Consider the following 18,244-nt stretch of genomic DNA (forward strand, 5'->3'; position numbering starts at 1 on the left):
CCGTTTTTAACAATCGTTGGCTTAAAAGAACCCGAAATTCCTTAAAAAGTCTTGCCAAATTGGTAAAAAAATATAATTTTGCGACCTCTTAAAAAATCACAGGTCAGAAAATGGCAGAAAATCAACAGGAACAGGACTTTGTAGTTGCAGATGCAATTGGAAAGACTGAAAGTTTCATCACTCAAAACAAAAAAAGTCTGGGAATTATTTTCGGGGCTGTATTGGTAGCAATTGGTGGATATATCTTTTACCAGAATGTATATGTAGCTAACAAAGAAAAGGAAGCTCAGGAAGTTCTTTTCCATGCTGAACAATATCTTTTTGCAGATTCATTGAAGCTTGCTATTAATGGTGACGGAAAAAATCCGGGACTGGAAGAGATCGTAAACGATTACAGTGTTAGTCAATCAGGTAATCTTGCCCGCTATTATTTAGGTATGGCTTATTTAAAAAATAAGGAATACGACAAAGCGATAGAAGCACTAAAAAGTTACGATGCTAAGGATGAAATGACAGGTTCATTAGTTGCCGGAGCCATTGGTGATGCATATTCAGAATTGAAAAATGTTGATGAAGCAATTTCTTTCTATGAAAAAGCTTCTAAAGATCATCCGAATTCTTTCTCTACTCCTATCATGCTTATGAAATTAGGAATTGCAAATGAAGTAAAAGGAAACTGGGATGGCGCTAAATCTGCTTACGAAAAAATAAAGAAAGACTATCCAAGTTCTAATGAAGGAACGCAGGTTGAGAAATACATTGCACGCGCGGATGCGATGATGGCGAAATAATTAATAATGAATAATTAATAATGAATAATGAAGCCGGGTTTTTTATCCGGCTTTCTTTTTTAAAACACACTATGTCTTCAGCGCAACAAAATTTATCTACGGTAAAGGATCTTCCGAATGGTGAAGGACTACGGTTCAGTATAGTTGTTTCCGAATGGAATGAGGAGATCACAGGATCGTTATACGATGCTTGTCATCAGACTCTATTAGCTGCCGGATGTAAGCAAGAAGATATCATCCGCACCAACGTTCCCGGAAGCTTCGAATTACCTTTAGGCGCTAAACGTGCACTTGATTCAGCGAGATTTGATGGAGTGATCTGTCTTGGTTGTGTGATACAAGGAGACACACGACATTTCGATTTTATCTGTGATGCAGTTGCAAATGGAATTATGCGTCTCAATCTCGATCATAAAATACCGGTGATCTTCGGAGTACTTACTCCTGAAAATATGCAACAAGCCATTGATCGCGCCGGTGGAAAACATGGAAACAAAGGAGTTGAAGCAGCTATGACGGCTTTGAAAATGGCACGAATGGATGGGGATCGGAAAAGGGTTGCAGGTTTTTCTTCTTAGTTTAAAAATTTAAGTTCAAGGTTCAAAGTTCAATTTTCAAGGTAAAAGGTTGCCACGAACTTTGAACTTTGAAGATAAAACTAATTTATAATAAACCCTTTTTCCCCTATAATACCTTTCTCATTTCTTACTCTCAAAAAATAATTCCCCGACTGCAAATTATACTTTTCAAGATCAATCTTTTTGATCGTTAATTCACCGGTTGTATTTTTTTCTTCTTGTTCTGATGTGATAAGAGTACCTGATGCAGAATATATTTCAATGAAAAAATTTCCTTTGGATAACACATTGTATTTTACAAAGAGTTCTTTCGAAACAGGATTTGGAAACAATGTGATCTCTGATATAGCTGATGTAATTTCAGAAGTCGCTGTTGTCTGCATAGAATCCAGGTAAGAAATTCCTGTAACGATACCACCTACAGCTGTATTGACCTGAAGAACAGGGACACCTTTTCCGGGTGACAACCATTTATATTCAACTGTTTCAATGGGAGGTGTTGCAAATCCAAAGCCTAATGAATCGATGTAGAAACTATCTACTTCAACTATAGTCGACATCACTCTCAATGCATCGAAGGTTCCATAAGGTGTTGTAACTGTTCCCCAGCCATCAACTAAATTAGAGCGGGTCTTTTCTACACTGTAATAAATTCCCAGTGTTGTTGTGAGATCAAGAGTATAGCCTGAAAGCGAAACATTCGTGGAATTGTATGTGAGTGGAAACTGGTAAATAATATCTTTTGGAGTAAAAGCAATTGGCAATGGAGCTCCGTTTACAATAGCACCGTATCCCGGTTGTGCAAATGATGCAGAACTGTTATAGAAAAAATCCCAAACATCACTGACGTTCACCTGACCTGCAGAAAAACTATTGCCATGACGACATTGATTAGAACGATTCGGATTAAAGCCATTGTCGATGAAATACAAAGATAGCAATGAACCTGTTGAAGCTTCATCGAAGATCGTATCGATTGTTTGTGATGAAGATGTCAGTAAGGAATAATCCCAAACATAATTTGCACCCGTCAAAGCCGGATCCATTCCGCTGAAAGCAGTACCTGTAGATATAACAAATTGATCTCCGGAATTTGTTAAATCTGATGAGTTAATGGTTATCTGGCCATTTGAAATTGTTGTAATAGTTATCAGAACAATTATTGTAAGTATATTTTTCATGTCGAATTTTTGAAGATTACAAATATAGAAGAATTGATGGGATAGGCAAATGTAGCATAGGAGAAAAAAAAAATCACTAACTCTTTTTTAGTTTAAAAACTACTTTATGTTCTCCCTTTTTTTCTCCTTTTTCTCCGTGTTAAACTTTTTCAAACTATCTTTACACTATGAAAAATCCAATTTATATCAATAAAATTACATTGCTTTTGGTTCTTGGTTTTGCTTTTGCATTTCAATCCTGCAAAAAGAAAACTGACGAAGAACCGGTTGCACCGACTTATAATCTTGTGTTCAAGTATCACTTTGACAGCACTCAGGTTCGTCTGAATAACTTCGGACAGCCAACAGGAGTTCCTGCAGGACATGGCGCTCAATCGCCGCGATTCAATTTGATGAGCTCCCACTACATCGAACTAGCCCCGGATAGTCTGACTTTGCTTGGGAATGGCGAAATACTTTACCGCGCACCTGAAACTTCTATCGGGGGAAGTCCGGCAATTGATTTTTCACAATCTGTAAAGGCCGGCGAAGGACAATCGTTTTTTACTATCCCTTTGAAGAGTCTGCAGGCAGGAACCTATAAATGGCTGCGTATTTCTCTGGCCTATCAGAATTATGATATTCGTTTACGTGCTGCAGGATTTGATCTGAATGGTACACTGGCATCATTTATCGGATTCAACACCTACATCACCAGCTTTGCTCCACGTGATTCCAATGTGGTTGTGAATGGAAACAGGTTACAAGGATACTGGGCATTTGAAATCGACACGTTAGGATTCACTAACGTATATACAGGACAGGCAACAGGAACAACAGTTCCGAATCCACTGAGTTTGACCTCGCCTGTCCCTGCCGGTTCTTGCGTTGTAACAGGAGCTTTTGATCAACCATTAGTGATCACAGGAAATGAAACAAAAGATATTGTCATCAATGTTTCGCTTTCAGTAAATAATAGTTTTGAATGGATCGACGTTGCCGGTGATAACGTTTACGAACCTGCGGTTGATGCTGTGGTGGATATGGGGGTGCGCGGTGTAATTCCGTATGTGCTTTACTAGTAGTACATGCTATAAATTTACTCTTAAACTTAGACTTACTCTAAAATCAGTGTAAGTATAAATTTAAGTTTACAGTGGGTTTAAGTGTAAGTTTAAGAGTAAGTCTATAGAAAAAAACTAACTACCTTCCCACCATCACCTCAAACTTATTGATCGCCGAACGGTTCACAGCAGTCAGCGGTAAGCGAACATGTTCCGAGCAAATTCCCATCGCTGTCATAAGTCCTTTGACACCGGAAGGATTTCCATCTATGAAAATTGCATGCATGATCTCTAAAAGTTTATAGTGCAGTTTTCTTGATTTCTCGAAATTGCCATCAAGTGCTATCCGGATCATTTCAGAAAAATCTTTTGGGTAAGCATTTGAAATTACTGAAATCACACCATCTGCACCACAGGCGATCATTGGAAGCGAGATCACATCATCACCGCTGATCACAAGAAAATCTTTTGGTTTATTTTTGATGATCTTCATTGCTTTCTCAAGATTTCCGGATGCTTCTTTAATACCTATGATATTTTTGACTTCGTTTGCTAATTGCAAGGTCGTGTCAGCATCCATATTACTACCTGTTCTTGATGGAACATTATAGAGGATCAATGGAACCGGACATGCATTACCGATCATCTTGTAATGCTGTATTATTCCCCTTTGTGAAGGTCGATTGTAATAAGGAGAAACTGAAAGTACAGCATCAATACCATCAAAGTCGAATTCTTCCATTGTATTGAGAATTTCCTGAGTATTATTTCCTCCTAATCCAAGCACAACAGGTATGCGTTTTTCATTTATTTCTAAAACAAAATCTACAATTGCTCTTTTTTCATTTTCAGTTAAAGTTGCTGCTTCACCGGTTGTACCAAGTGGTACCAGGTATTCAACCTTGCCGTCAATACATCTTTCAATTATTTTTCTGAACGATTTGAAATCGATACTACCGTCTTTATGAAAAGGTGTAACCAATGCAACTCCTGTTCCCTTTAGTTTATTCAGATTCATTCTGCTTTTTTTAATTGTTTCAAGAAATGTTCGATCTCATCTATTACCACTTTCATTGCCGGTTCTCCTTTTATCTGAACCATCATATCATACGAATCAGTGGCATTACGTAAATATCTGCCAACCCGGAACCGGGCATGCGACATGGCAGCGATATATTGCAAAGGAAAACATTTCCCTGAATTAAGATTAATTAATATGTCGAATTTCTCTTTGATAAAATTCTGTACTATTGGATTTACCGGAATCATTTTAAAGTTAAGGTCCTTTCTTGTGAAAAAATCAAGACCATATTGTGCATACTGTGAAGCCGGCAAAACTTTTTTATCGACATAACCCATAGCAAGAATATCTTTTTTCAAATTACCTCTTACATTTTTGACATAAGCTTTTACGACTTCATAGTCCTTTTCATCGGTAGCATCATACAGTAAACCGATCTTTCCGGCTTCATTAAATCCAACAACATCTCTTTTGAACTGAACTTTTTTCAATTCCTTCATGAAATGCATATGCCCTAATTTCGCCCTGATTGCTTTTCTTAATTTCATTTACTGTTTAGCATTTTTTCAAAATCATTTTCGGAAATAACTTTTACATTCAACTTCTGAGCTTTTTCAAGTTTGGAGTCACCGGCTTTTTCACCTGCTAACAAAAATGTAGTCTTAGCAGATACTCCACTTTGATTTTTTCCGCCATGTTGCTCAATAACAACTTTTATTTCATCCCGGCTGAAATTACTGAAAGTCCCCGAAACAACAAATGACATTCCATCAAATTTACTGCTTAATCTGGCCGGCATTCTGTCCAAAGCAATTTCCATATTTAAGCCTGCTTTTTCCAGATCCTTTACCAGATTAATATTAGCTTTAATACTGAAAAAGTCAACAATACTTGAAGCAATTTTATCGCCGATTTCTTCAGCACCGATCAGTTCTTCTGCTTTTGCATTTCTGATTGCCTCGATCGACTTAAAATGCAGTGCAAGTTTTTTTGCCACAGTTTCGCCGACATATCTGATTCCGATGGCATACAAAACTCTTTCAAAAGGTACAGATTTCGACTCTTCAATTCCATTCAGAATTTTCTGCACCGATTTTTCCTGCAGACTGATCTTTTTCGATTTTCCGCCATCTTCACTGTCAATTATCTTCTCAAGACCGATCAGATCATCGTACTTCAGTTTATACAGATCAGCCGGAGTATGTATAAGATCATTGTCTAAGAGCATTTCAATCTTACCTTCACCAAGGCTATCGATATTCATTGCACGACGACTGATAAAATGTTCGATGCGACCTTTGATCTGCGGTGGACATCCGGTAATATTCAGACAGTAATGTTGAGCTTCTCCTTCTTTCCTTTCCAGTTTAGTACCACAAACCGGACATTTCTTAATGTAGATAACCGGTTCTGAATTTTTTTTTCTCTTCTTAAGATCTACTCCTGTAATTTTAGGAATGACTTCTCCACCTTTTTCTACAAAAACTGTGTCGCCAATTCGCAAGTCAAGTTTTTCTATCTGATCAGCATTGTGCAATGTTGCACGACGAACTGTTGAACCTGCAAGAAATACTGCTTTCAGATTTGCAACCGGAGTAATTGCTCCTGTTCTGCCAACCTGATAGGTTATATCTTCAAGAACTGTCGATACACTTTCAGATTTGAATTTATATGCAATTGCCCAGCGCGGTGATTTTGCAGTGAAGCCAAGTTCATTTTGCTGATCAATGGAATTTATTTTAATTACAACTCCATCTGTATCGTAAGGCAGATCAAAACGCGCAGTATTCCATTTTTCTAAAAATGCAATTACATCATCGATAGTTTTACACTTTTTTGTATGCTCGCTGATTTTAAAACCCCAGGTTTGAGCGGCTTTTAATGCATCCAAGTGGGTGGTGTACGACATCTTTCCATAAATAGCTTACGCCATCAAATTTTAATTCACACACATATTCATATTCATGATCCAGACCTTTACGGATCCGTTCATCAAATTCACGCAGATCATCTTCAGAATAAGTATTTCCAAGAGAAAGCATCGGATATTTATGCTTTACTGATTTAAATTCTTTTGTAATAGCCCCACCTACTCTTTGCGATGGAGAATCTTCTGATGCGTATTCCGGATTTTCTTTCTCCAGTCTGATCAGTTCTTCAAGCATCATATCAAAATCATAATCTGACAAAGATGGATTAGCCTGAACGTAATATTTATGATTATGCTCTTCGATCTCTTTTCGCAATTGTTCGATGCGACGAAAAACTTTTGATTCACTCATAATTTAAAGAGAATAATTACCGGTAATTTTATTTCCGGTAAATTTTAGAATTGAATTAACAGCTGTAAATGTAATAAAATCATTTCAGCCGAAAATAATACTATGGATTTGTTGCAGAGATCATCCTGAAACGATCATTAAGATCTTTTTTCACTCTAATCTCATGAAAACCTTGTAGTTCTAATAGTTCAGCCGTTTCATTACTCAACTTTTCATTGATTTCAAGGTAAATTTTTCCGGACTTCTTTAATGATTTTTTTGCCAGAATTGCCAGTCGTTTATAAAAGATCAATGGATCATCATCTGATACAAAAAGCGCCAGATGTGGTTCGTAATCGATGACATTCGATTTCATTTCTATAACTTCACTTGCTTTGACATATGGCGGATTGCTCACAATAATATCTATGTCCGTTTGAATTAAATCTGTTTTAAGAATATCAGATTGAAGAAATTCAATTTCAAGCAAATTTGTTAAAGCATTTTCAGAAGCAACCAATAGAGCTTTCTCAGAAATATCAATTGCAATCACCTGAGAATTGATGATGCTTTTTTTTTAATCCCAATGCAATACAACCACTACCTGTACACAGATCTAAGATCAACGGATTCTGTTTCTTATTTTCTTTGACAATCCAATCTACAAGTTCCTCTGTTTCCTGTCGTGGAATCAAAACATCGGGAGTTACTTTCAATTTCATTCCGGCAAACCATGAAAATCCTAAAATGTATTGAACAGGTTCATTCTTAATAAGCCGCTTTGTAATCTCTTCGAATTGGTTTAAAATTTCTTTTGAAAGAGCAAGATCTCCTTTCATTCTAAGATCTATCTTACTCAATCCTGTTAATGCCTCAAAAATTGTCGCAATGATCTGGTCCCTTTCTTCGATTGAATAAAGGACGCCCAATTCTTTCTTAAATTTTTCAATAGATGCAATAACAGTCATGTCAGCTTTAAAAGCAAGCTGAAAAATACAATTTATTATCTGATAACAGACCTAGTCGTTATCTCCTAAACTGTAAAAATTATTCTCTTCATCTTCACTACCGATATCTTCAGCAGCATCATCTAATTCAGAGCCGGGAACATCCAGATCAGTGCCAATTGAGTTTGTGAAGAAATCTTTTTCCTCAGGAACTTCATTGTCTGAATATTCGATACTTTGTTTTTTCATAGAAGTGTTTTCCGGATCAATGTCCGATTCTTCCTTGAATTTGTTGTAAACATCCTGGCTTTTTGGATATGCAGGATAACCCGGAAGTTCGCCATCAGCATTTAATTCCGATGGATTTTGATTGTCGGTTTTTTTACTTAGATCTTTCATGGTAGATGTTTTTCATTTTCTATTAAAAAACAATACCAATTGGCGTAGTATTTCCATTTGAAATAAAAACGAAGTATAAGACAAGAGTTCACAATATATGACAATTGCGAAATTGTTAATTTTCCCGACAAGGCAAGGCGCGCCCCGGGGATTAAATTTGAATCGCCCAAATTAGAAACTGATACTGATGATGATAAATTTTCTGAATTGAGGCTGCCGAAGCCCGCCCCCTGCAAGTTTATTCCCCATGATTTTTCCAACTTTCTTGACATGAGATTATTTATAAAAAAATATTTTTTTGCAAATCAGCCTATAATGCCGTCAGCTAAAGCTTAAAGTCAATTGGTTTAGGCGAATGATGCATTCGCTGTTAATTTATAGATTATTAGGCCCGTTAGGGCCCTACTCTTGGTAACTCGGAGACTTGACAAGAGCGCCAAGCCCGATTAGGGGCGCACTCTTTAAACACACAGCTTTTTTCGGGAACGAAAGCATACTGTGCTTACCTTCCAGATAATGTAACATCAAAAATTGAATCGTTTGTATAAAAATAAATCGTTCGTCAAAATCAACCTCAAAGAGTTGAAGAAACTTTCGGTACTCAGTGAAGGAGATTTTCTTATGATGTTCTTTTTGGTTTTGAATATATTTAATCACATTCATCAAATCGGGTTTACTATAAGAAAAGGCTCCATATCCACCTTGCCAATGAAATCTATCTTTCATAAATCCACGTTTATTTATCCACTTATGCTGGAACTTCTAGGCAGTTGAATTAATGGACACATGCATTGTGTTTAAAGAGTGCGCCCCTAAAGGGGCTTGACTTTCTCGTGTAGTCTAGTGTTACCAAAAGTATGGCCCTAACGGGCCTAGGCTTGCCCTCTAGTCGAGAATTACAAACTGTACTGCAATAACAGACCTGTCACTTCTAAATTCAATTACTTATTAAGAATTCTTGAGTGTAAAAAAAATGACATTGAGTTAAAAAAGCGGGCCATAAAGTTAGCGACCTCACACTTAATTAATATACGAATAAATATAATTAAGTTGACGCCTATGCTATAGTTATCGGTATTGTGATAAATTCTAGTGGTCTTAGTGTTTAATTTTATTCCACATAAAGTTTCATCAACACTCTACCTAGTTCTTAGGAATTCGCTTCAACGTCTCCAAAAAATAACCCCAAAATTTCTGTACAGAACTGATCTGAACTTTCTCATCAGGTGAATGGGCACCATGAATATTCGGACCAAAAGAGATCATTTGCATTCCGGGATAATTTGCTCCGAGAATACCACACTCAAGTCCGGCATGACATGCATTAACTAATGCTTCACCCTTATACATCTCTTTATAAAGGTCATTCATGATCTTTATAATTGGAGCATCCGGGTTTGGTGTCCATCCGGGATATGAACCTTTGAATTCTACTTTAGCACCTATTAATTCGAAAGTATGGCGTAATGTATTTGCAAGATCCATCTTTTCGCTGTCGACAGAACTTCTTGTCAGACATTGAATAGAATATTCACCTTCATTTACAACTACCCGTGCAAGGTTATTGGATGTCTGAACCAGATGTTCTATATCCGGACTCATCCGATATATACCATTGGCGCAGGCATACAAACTTTTCATCAACTTCAACTGAAAGCCTTTTTGCAAAACTCTCTTTTTTATTTCCAGAGGTTTAGCAGTAACAGAGAAATTAGGATCAGTTGTTTTATATTCAAATTCCAGTTCATCGGAAATTTTTCTGATGAAAATTTCAAAATCATTTATCTTACTTTCTTCTAATGCAATTTCTGCAACCGATTCTCTCGGAATTGCATTACGTAAACTTCCACCATCAATAGTTGCAATCTGAAAACCGAATTTTTCAAAAGCTGAAAGCAAAACACGGTTCATGATCTTATTGGAATTACCACGACCTTTGTAGATATCCATTCCTGAATGTCCGCCGGTCAAACCTTTCACATATATTCCATAAAACACACTGTTGGGCGGCGCAGCTTCATGAGTAAAACTACCGGTTGCAGTTACATCTATACCTCCGGCACATCCTATTGTCAGTTCTTTATCATCTTCTGTATCCAGATTCAAAAGGATCTTTCCTTTTAATACACCTGCTTTCAAATTCAATGCACCTGTCATTCCGGTCTCTTCATCGATTGTAAACAAAGCTTCTATAGCAGGATGTTCTATTGTCGTAGAAGCCAGAACTGTCATGATAGATGCAACTCCGATTCCATTATCCGCTCCAAGCGTCGTTCCATTTGCTTTCACCCAATCCCCATCAACAAGCATTTCTATTCCCTGGGTATTGAAATCAAATTTCGTATTGGCATTTTTCTGATGAACCATGTCGAGGTGACTTTGCAGCACAATTGTCTGCCGGTTTTCCATTCCTTTAGATGCCGGTTTTTTGATGATCACATTTCCTACATCATCTTTTGTAGTTTCTAATCCCACCTTCTTTCCAAACTGCATCATGAATTCGATAATCCGTTCTTCTTTTTTCGAAGGACGAGGAACAGCATTTATTTCTGAGAAATTAGTCCAGAGCTCTTTCGGCTCCAGGGATGTTATTGATTTTGACATATTTTTTAATTGAAGTATAAGGAGGTAATAGATCGTAATTCGAGTTTCGACGACTTTGATCAAAGTTGATGGAATTACGATTCTCGAAGTACAATCTTGAAACCGGAGTAAAGGTATTCATTTTCCAATTGATTGTTAAACACGAAAATTCTTTACCTTGCTGCTGCCTTTTATGACGGAAAAAAAATATTTACATCGTTGTTTTCAACTTGCACTCAATGGAATAGGTAATGTAGCTCCTAATCCGATGGTAGGTGCAGTAATCGTTTATGAAGATGCAATTATCGGTGAAGGATTTCATCAGAAATATGGCCAGGCGCATGCAGAGGTGAATGCAATTAGTAATGCCATAGAAAATGGCTTTGAAAATTTGCTTTCGAAATCCACAATTTATGTAAACCTTGAACCATGTTCACATTACGGGAAAACGCCTCCTTGCTGTGATCTGATCATTAAACATCGTTTTAAAAAAGTTGTGATCAGTAATCAGGATCCATTTCCGGAAGTTGCAGGAAATGGAATTCGGAAAATGATGGAAGCAGGAATAGATGTTGCGACATCTGTTTTAGAATTGGAAGGTCGCGTGGTCAATAAACGTTTCTTTACTTTTTATGAAAAGAAACGACCCTACATCATTCTGAAATTTGCTCAATCGACTGACGGATTTATTGCACCTGAAAACCCGGACCCGGAAAACCGGAAAATCAGCAATGAATTAAGTAACAAGCTTGTTCATCAATGGCGAAGTGAAGAAAGTGCTATTCTTGTCGGAACTAGAACTGCTTCAATCGACAATCCTGCACTAACAGTAAGAAATTATTCCGGAAAAAATCCGGTTAGAATGGTCATTGACAAAGAATGTAAATTGCCCTTGACAAATTCTATATTTAATAATGAAGCGCAAACTTTGATCTTCAATGATAAAAAAAATCAAGTACTTGAAAATCTTGAATTCATTAAAATTGATTTTAACATAGAAATTCTAAATCAGATCAATCAAATTGCATTTGATAAAAAAATATTATCTATTCTTGTTGAAGGTGGAAGTAAAATTCATCAACAATATATTGATATGTCACTTTGGGATGAAATCCGGACCATCACTGCTCCACTTGAATTAATTAGCGGTACAAAATCTGCATCATTCACAGGGAATTTAAAAGACAAATTTCATCTCGGAAAAGATCTTATCAAAATCTTCACTCTAAACTCTTAATATTTTACATTATATATATGTATAAACTCAAACAATTGGAATTACTGAAAACACTTTGCGCAATTCATTCACCATCAGGGAATGAGGACAATATACATTCATTTCTGTTGAATTATATCAATGAAAATTCAAAAACATGGAAGGTCAGGCCGGAAATTTTTTCAGGCGATGATTTTCAGAATTGCATTGTATTGGTCTTTGGAAAACCGCGTACTGCAGTTTATGCTCATATTGATAACATTGGATTTACAGTTCGTTATGGAAATCAGATCGTAAAAGTTGGCGGACCGAAAACGGAAGATGGTTATTTGCTGACAGGTAAAGATGATGAAGGTGAAATTGAATGTACACTTAGAAAAAGTGAAGAAGGTGAGCTGACTTATCAATATTACCGGGAGATCGAAAGAGGAACTGATCTTTCATTCAAACACAAATGGCGGGAGGATGAAGAAAGTGTTCAATGTTGTTATATGGATAACCGGCTGGGTGTGTGGAATGCTTTGCAACTTTGTGAAACCATTACAGATGGTGCAATTGTATTCTCATGCTGGGAAGAGCATGGTGGTGGCAGTGTTGCTTTTCTTGCAAAATTTCTATGGGATAACTATCAGATCAGAAAAGCTTTGATCTCAGACATCACATGGATCACAGAAGGTGTTCATCCGGGAAAAGGAGTTGTAATCTCCATGCGTGACAGTGGAATTCCACGTCAGAAATTTGTACGCGAGATAATTGAACTTGCAAAGAAAAGTAATATTCCATTCCAGCTGGAAGTAGAAAATGCCGGTGGCAGCGACGGAACCGAAATCCAGAAACAGCCCTACCCGATTGATTGGTGTTTCATTGGTGCAGCCGAAGAAAATGTGCATTCTCCTGATGAAAAAGTAAATAAGGTTGACATTGAAAGTATGGTTAAGATGTACAAATATTTGATTGAAACACTTTAATTTAAAAAATTTCGGATTGCGATTTCGGATTTCGGATTGTGTTAATGCTCAGCAGCATTCAATTTCGTATTTCATTTCTTCGTCTTCATAACTTCAGACTCATAATTACCGCTTAAGCGCTAACACGCAATCCGAAATCAACTCAAAACTGATTTCATCTTTGCAGGCATAATCGTTGGTCGATTCGTCGTTCTATCGATAAATACCAAAGTTGTTTCCGCTTTATTTAAAAGTGTTCCTGATTCGTTAAATGTTTCATAATGAAATCTGATTCTTGCGCCATCATTGTATTCAAGAGTAGTCTTGATCGTCAGCAGATCGTCATAGAAAGCAGGTTTGAAATATTTTATTGAGAACTCAAAAACGGGCAGCATTATTCCCTCCTCTTCCAGTTTTTTATAGGTAAATCCGACCGATCGTAAAAGTTCAACACGGGCAACTTCGAAATAAGTGGCGTAGTTTCCGTAATATACATAACCCATTTGATCTGTTTCTGCATAACGGACTCTTACCTTAATTTCATTTGTGATCATAACAAAATATTTTTTGTGTGAAGATACAATTTGCAATAAATTTTATATCATTGCTACCCTTTAAATTTATCTGATGAAATCACGGCTGCGAATTTTGTTTTTCTTAACTACTGCTCTGCTTTCCTGCAAAACATCATTTCAGATCTCAAAAAAAAGAATCCGGTCAGTATAAGTTTTCAGACTCAACCAACACAGAAATTGATTCTTCAATTTACAGTGAAATAGCTCCGTACAGAGAGAAAATGCAGTCAGCCATGAATGAAGTTCTTGCTGTCAGCACTACTTCTCTGGAACGCGGATTACCTGAAAGTAAGTTAGGAAATTTTTTATCGGATGCATGTATGTCTTCTGCAAAAGAAAAAAATATGCAAGCTGATTTTGCAGTATTCAATACCGGCGGACTTCGTCGTCCATTGCCATCAGGTAATATTACAAGAGGTGATGTTTTTGAATTAATGCCATTTGAAAATACATTGGTTATTTTATCTATGAATGGCGGAGATGTCAAAAAATTGGTTAACTTCATCGCTACAAAGGGCGGAGCACCTGTTTCAGGAATACAACTGCGAATACAGGATAGTGTTGCAACAAATGTTTTCATTAATAATGTTGCATTGGATACAACTAAAATATACAGAGTACTCACGTCTGATTATCTGGCAAATGGCGGAGATGCTTTTCCTTTTGTCACAGATAAAAACTGGGATGCCGTAAATCTGAAAGTAAGAGATGCATTGATCGAATATCTTATTTCGCAGACAAAAGCAGGAAAAAAAATTAATGTTGATTTAGACGGACGAATCACTTATGGCCGATAGAAGGGAATTTATAAAAGGAATTTTTGGTGGAATAGCATTGGCAGGATTAAGTTCATTGCCAATAGATCTTTTTGCGAAAGAAGATATGACCAGGCTCACAATCCTTCATACTAATGATGTACATTCCCGAATTGACCCATTTCCTCCCAATGACCCCAAATACCCCAATATGGGCGGAGTTGCCCGCAGAGCAGCATTGATAAAAAAAATCAGGTCGACTGAAAAAAATGTTTTGTTGCTGGATGCAGGAGATATTTTTCAAGGAACACCTTATTTCAATTTATATGGAGGAGAACTGGAATTTAAGTTAATGAGTGAGATGGGATATGATGCTTCTACTTTAGGTAATCATGATTTTGACAATGGTATTGACGGACTTGTGAAACAAATGCCCAATATGAATTTTCCTTTTCTCAATGCAAATTATTCTTTCAACGATACGTTACTTGAAAATAAAGTTAATGAATATAAAATATTTCGTCGCGGAAATTTGAAGATCGGTGTCTTTGGCATTGGAATTGAACTGAGAGGTTTAGTCGATCCAAAACTTACAGGAAATATTTTATATAACGATCCGCTTGTTAATGCAAATAGAATTTCTACCTTGCTGAAAAATGAGGAGAAATGTGATTTAGTAATTTGTCTCTCTCATCTCGGTTATAAGTATAACGATAAAAAAGTTTCCGATTCTGTTCTTGCAAAAGAAAGTTCTAATATTGATCTTATCATCGGTGGCCACACACACACTTTCCTCGATGAACCAACACTAATCATCAATAAAGACGGCAAAGAAGTTTTAATTGCACAAGTCGGTTGGGCAGGAATCAAACTCGGACGAATTGATTACTACTTTGATTCAAAAAAAAGAAAAAAAGATTTAATGTTGTCTACTGTAAAAATTAGTGAAAATACAATAGGCCTTTAATTTTTTTTTTATTTTTTTTTACAGAATATTTGTATCAGAAATCAGAAGAGTAAAATTTGAATTTTCTGAATGCAATTACAACGACGAATAACACCTGAAAATAATTAATTAGTTAACCAACAAAACCCTTTTCTTGAAAACCACTATTGAGAAAACTTGCGAGAGTATTTGGACAAAATGCCTGCAGATCATCAAAGACAACGTTAGTCCTCAGAGTTTCAAAACCTGGTTCGAGCCAATCAAGCCAATCAAGCTTGATGGTAAGGTCCTTACGATTGAAGTTCCAAGCCAGTTCTTTTATGAATGGCTTGAAGAACACTACATTACTCTTTTGAGAAAAACAATTCGTCAACAACTTGGTACAGACGGCAGACTTGAATACAGCATTGTAATGGAAAACGCAACTGCTGATTCAAAATCTTACACTGTAAAAATCCCAACCCGCTCTCATTCGGATCTGAAAAACTCTCCCGTTAATGTTCCGTTGAATTCTACTGCAAATACCATTCGTAATCCATTCATTATACCCGGGTTAAAGAAGGTAAATGTTGAATCACAACTCAATCCGAATTACACATTCGAAAATTTTATCGAAGGTGATTGCAATCGTCTGGCACGTTCTGCCGGCTATGCAGTGTCGAATAAGCCCGGTGGAACTTCTTTCAATCCCCTGCTGATCTATGGCGGTGTCGGAATGGGAAAAACTCACCTTGCGCATTCTATTGGTATTGAGATCAAAAATTCTCATCCGGGAAAAACTGTTCTTTATGTTTCTTCAGAGAAATTTACACATCAGTTCATCGATGCTGTAAGAAACAATGAACAAAATGATTTCGTTCACTTTTATCAGATGATCGATGTATTGATCATCGATGATATTCAATTCTTCGCAGGAAAAGAAAAAACACAAGATGTATTTTTCCACATCTTCAACCACTTACATCAAACAGGTAAACAATTAATTCTAACCTCTGATAAAGCTCCTGTGGATCTTCAGGGAATGGAACAACGTTTACTTAGCCGATTCAAATGGGGCTTAGCTGCTGACCTTCAGATGCCTGATCTCGAAACACGAATCGCTATTTTAAATAAGAAGATGTATATCGATGGTATTGAGCTTCCTAAAGAGATTGTTGAATATATCGCTTATAGCATCACTTCCAATGTTCGTGAACTTGAAGGTGCTTTGATCTCAATTCTTGCTCAGGCTTCTTTAAATAAGAAAGCAGTTACGCTCGAACTTGCTAAGCAAATGATAGATAAATTCGTGAAGAATACAACTCATGAAGTTTCTATCGATTACATCCAGAAGATCGTTTGTGATTACTTCGACCTTCCTATCGAAATGCTGAAATCTAAAACACGTAAGCGTCAGGTAGTTCAGGCTCGTCAGATAGCAATGTACTTCGCTAAAAGTATGACGAAGTCTTCCTTAAGTTCAATTGGTGCTCATTGTGGTGGGAAAGACCACGCAACCGTACTGCACGCTTGTCGTACAGTGAATAACCTCATCGAAACAGATAAGAAGTTCAAAGCCAGTGTGCTTGAATTACAAAAGAAAATTAGTATCAGCGGAAAGTAATACTTCAAGTGAAATTAAAAAAAACCACCGGATAGTTCATTCGGTGGTTTTTTTATTCGGATGTTTGTAAGAGTAAAATTGCAAAATGGGTTTAAAGGGTTCAATGCGACATTTATCAACTAATTTAAAACGTTGTAATGAAAGTAACAGAAGTTCAGTCAGAAAATGATGCCCGGGAGTTCTTACTTCTTCCTGTGAACATTTATAGTGACGATCCGAATTGGATCCGGCCGCTGGATAAAGATATAGAAGTTGTTTTCGATAGAAAGAAAAACAAATTTTTCAGACATGGTAATCGTACCCGGTTTCTTCTCAAGAATGATCAGGGAAGAACTATTGGAAGAATTGCGGCCTTTTATAATGAACGTACTTCCAAAAAAGAATCCCAGCCGACAGGTGGTATCGGTTTTTTTGAATGTCCGAATGATCAGAATGCAGCAAACCTGCTTTTTGATACCGCAAAGCAATGGTTAATTGCCAATAATCAAGAAGCAATGGATGGACCCATTAACTTCGGTGAACGTGATAGCTGGTGGGGCCTGATCGTACAAGGTTTTGATCCTGTTCCTTATAAAATGAATTTCAATAAACCGTATTATAAGCAACTTTTTGAAAACTACGGATTCAAGACCTACTTTGAACAATGGTGCTTTTCTTTGAAAGTTCATGATAAGCTCCAGGATAAATTTCATATCCGGCACGCACAAATAACTGCGGATCCGAATTACTCTTCAAAATATTTTAAGAAATCACAACTTGAGAAATTCGCAGAAGATTTTCGCACCATTTATAATAAAGCCTGGGCCAAACATGGCGGCGGGAAAGAACTGGACAAAAATCAAGTACTTCGCCTGTTTAATTCCATGAAACCGGTTATTGATGAAAAACTGATCTGGTATGTCTATTATAAGAATGAACCGGTTGGAATGTGGGTCAATTTACCGGATATCAATCAGATCTTTAAAAAATTTAATGGTAAATTCGGATTGCTGCAGAAACTCCAGTTCATCATTGAATTGAAGCGCAGACGAATTAAAAAAATGTATGGACTCGTGTTTGGACTAGTTCCTGAACATCAGGGCAAAGGTGTCGATGCTTATATGATCCTTGAAGGTGCGACCATGATGCGAAAGGAAAATATTTATCATGATTACGAAATGCAGTGGATTGGCGACTTTAACCCGAAAATGGTTGCTATTGCTGAGAATCTTGGGACTTACAAAAGTCGTGTATTGATCACTTACAGATACCTGTTTGACAGAAATAAAGAATTTTTAAGACACCCCATTATTCATTGAAAGATACCCATTTTTATTAATAATTATTAGAAAAATCCTGTTAATAAAAACGTGAAGTAAAAAAATGCTTTACTGTCTAAAATCATACTTTTAACATACA

General features: G+C 36.7%; 18 protein-coding genes and 1 pseudogene. 9 read left to right on the forward strand and 10 right to left on the reverse strand.

Going from position 1 to position 18,244, the window contains the following annotated elements; genetic code table 11:
* The first annotated feature begins 110 nt into the window (after positions 1-110).
* Both IPL24_02130 and IPL24_02135 read left to right on the forward strand, forming a co-directional pair.
* Entirely contained in the window at positions 111-791 is a 681-nt protein-coding gene (locus IPL24_02130; GenBank protein MBK8362501.1) for a tetratricopeptide repeat protein, read from the forward strand.
* A 71-nt stretch (positions 792-862) separates the two neighbouring features.
* The gene (locus tag IPL24_02135) at positions 863-1,369 is read left to right on the forward strand and encodes a 6,7-dimethyl-8-ribityllumazine synthase (protein ID MBK8362502.1); all 507 of its coding nucleotides are present in this window, start codon (positions 863-865) and stop codon (positions 1,367-1,369) included.
* Positions 1,370-1,449: 80 nt separating this feature from the next.
* Here IPL24_02135 and IPL24_02140 read toward each other — a convergent pair whose 3' ends face one another.
* Entirely contained in the window at positions 1,450-2,550 is a 1,101-nt protein-coding gene (locus tag IPL24_02140; GenBank protein MBK8362503.1) for a T9SS type A sorting domain-containing protein, read from the reverse strand.
* Between the two features lie 185 nt (positions 2,551-2,735).
* On the opposite strand from IPL24_02140, the gene IPL24_02145 reads away from it, so the two are divergent.
* Positions 2,736-3,611, forward strand: coding sequence for a hypothetical protein (locus IPL24_02145; GenBank protein ID MBK8362504.1), 876 nt, complete (start codon positions 2,736-2,738; stop codon positions 3,609-3,611).
* A 121-nt stretch (positions 3,612-3,732) separates the two neighbouring features.
* On the opposite strand, the gene IPL24_02150 is transcribed toward IPL24_02145, so the two are convergent.
* From IPL24_02150 to IPL24_02185, 8 genes and pseudogenes are all read right to left on the reverse strand, one after another.
* Positions 3,733-4,611, reverse strand: coding sequence for a 4-hydroxy-tetrahydrodipicolinate synthase (locus tag IPL24_02150; GenBank protein MBK8362505.1), 879 nt, complete (start codon positions 4,609-4,611; stop codon positions 3,733-3,735).
* Positions 4,608-5,162, reverse strand: a complete 555-nt coding sequence (locus IPL24_02155) for a hypothetical protein (protein ID MBK8362506.1) — start codon at positions 5,160-5,162, stop codon at positions 4,608-4,610. Before IPL24_02155 ends, IPL24_02150 begins: the two co-directional genes overlap by 4 nt.
* A pseudogene (ligA, locus tag IPL24_02160) lies at positions 5,159-6,896 on the reverse strand (NAD-dependent DNA ligase LigA). The gene IPL24_02155 and the pseudogene ligA overlap by 4 nt, the downstream one beginning before the upstream one ends.
* Positions 6,897-6,996: 100 nt before the next feature.
* Positions 6,997-7,428, reverse strand: a complete 432-nt coding sequence (locus tag IPL24_02165; protein ID MBK8362507.1) for a methyltransferase — start codon at positions 7,426-7,428, stop codon at positions 6,997-6,999.
* Entirely contained in the window at positions 7,415-7,843 is a 429-nt protein-coding gene (locus IPL24_02170; GenBank protein MBK8362508.1) for a hypothetical protein, read from the reverse strand. The genes IPL24_02165 and IPL24_02170 overlap by 14 nt, the downstream gene beginning before the upstream one ends.
* 51 nt (positions 7,844-7,894) lie before the next feature.
* Positions 7,895-8,221, reverse strand: a complete 327-nt coding sequence (locus IPL24_02175; GenBank protein ID MBK8362509.1) for a hypothetical protein — start codon at positions 8,219-8,221, stop codon at positions 7,895-7,897.
* A gap of 402 nt (positions 8,222-8,623) precedes the next feature.
* Positions 8,624-8,947 (reverse strand): hypothetical protein, encoded by a 324-nt coding sequence (locus IPL24_02180; protein ID MBK8362510.1) that lies wholly within the window; start codon positions 8,945-8,947, stop codon positions 8,624-8,626.
* A gap of 417 nt (positions 8,948-9,364) precedes the next feature.
* On the reverse strand, positions 9,365-10,825 hold the full coding sequence (locus IPL24_02185) for an aminoacyl-histidine dipeptidase (protein MBK8362511.1): 1,461 nt from the start codon (positions 10,823-10,825) through the stop codon (positions 9,365-9,367).
* A gap of 172 nt (positions 10,826-10,997) precedes the next feature.
* Between IPL24_02185 and ribD the strand changes: the two genes are divergently transcribed.
* Complete coding sequence (gene ribD, locus IPL24_02190; protein MBK8362512.1) at positions 10,998-12,041, forward strand: bifunctional diaminohydroxyphosphoribosylaminopyrimidine deaminase/5-amino-6-(5-phosphoribosylamino)uracil reductase RibD; 1,044 nt, start codon at positions 10,998-11,000, stop codon at positions 12,039-12,041.
* 35 nt (positions 12,042-12,076) lie between these two features.
* Positions 12,077-12,988, forward strand: a complete 912-nt coding sequence (locus IPL24_02195; protein ID MBK8362513.1) for a M20/M25/M40 family metallo-hydrolase — start codon at positions 12,077-12,079, stop codon at positions 12,986-12,988.
* Positions 12,989-13,125: 137 nt separating this feature from the next.
* Here IPL24_02195 and IPL24_02200 read toward each other — a convergent pair whose 3' ends face one another.
* Entirely contained in the window at positions 13,126-13,521 is a 396-nt protein-coding gene (locus IPL24_02200) for an acyl-CoA thioesterase (protein MBK8362514.1), read from the reverse strand.
* A gap of 242 nt (positions 13,522-13,763) precedes the next feature.
* Here IPL24_02200 and IPL24_02205 point away from each other — a divergent pair, with 242 nt between their 5' ends.
* From IPL24_02205 to IPL24_02220, 4 genes are all read left to right on the forward strand, one after another.
* Entirely contained in the window at positions 13,764-14,339 is a 576-nt protein-coding gene (locus tag IPL24_02205) for a 5'-nucleotidase C-terminal domain-containing protein (protein MBK8362515.1), read from the forward strand.
* The gene (locus tag IPL24_02210; GenBank protein ID MBK8362516.1) at positions 14,329-15,264 is read left to right on the forward strand and encodes a metallophosphatase; all 936 of its coding nucleotides are present in this window, start codon (positions 14,329-14,331) and stop codon (positions 15,262-15,264) included. The genes IPL24_02205 and IPL24_02210 overlap by 11 nt, the downstream gene beginning before the upstream one ends.
* A gap of 145 nt (positions 15,265-15,409) precedes the next feature.
* The gene (dnaA, locus tag IPL24_02215) at positions 15,410-16,846 is read left to right on the forward strand and encodes a chromosomal replication initiator protein DnaA (protein MBK8362517.1); all 1,437 of its coding nucleotides are present in this window, start codon (positions 15,410-15,412) and stop codon (positions 16,844-16,846) included.
* Between the two features lie 137 nt (positions 16,847-16,983).
* On the forward strand, positions 16,984-18,144 hold the full coding sequence (locus tag IPL24_02220; protein MBK8362518.1) for a hypothetical protein: 1,161 nt from the start codon (positions 16,984-16,986) through the stop codon (positions 18,142-18,144).
* The last annotated feature ends 100 nt before the right edge of the window (positions 18,145-18,244 follow it).

The organism is Bacteroidota bacterium, assembly GCA_016711505.1.
GTDB lineage: Bacteria > Bacteroidota > Bacteroidia > AKYH767-A > 2013-40CM-41-45 > JADKIH01.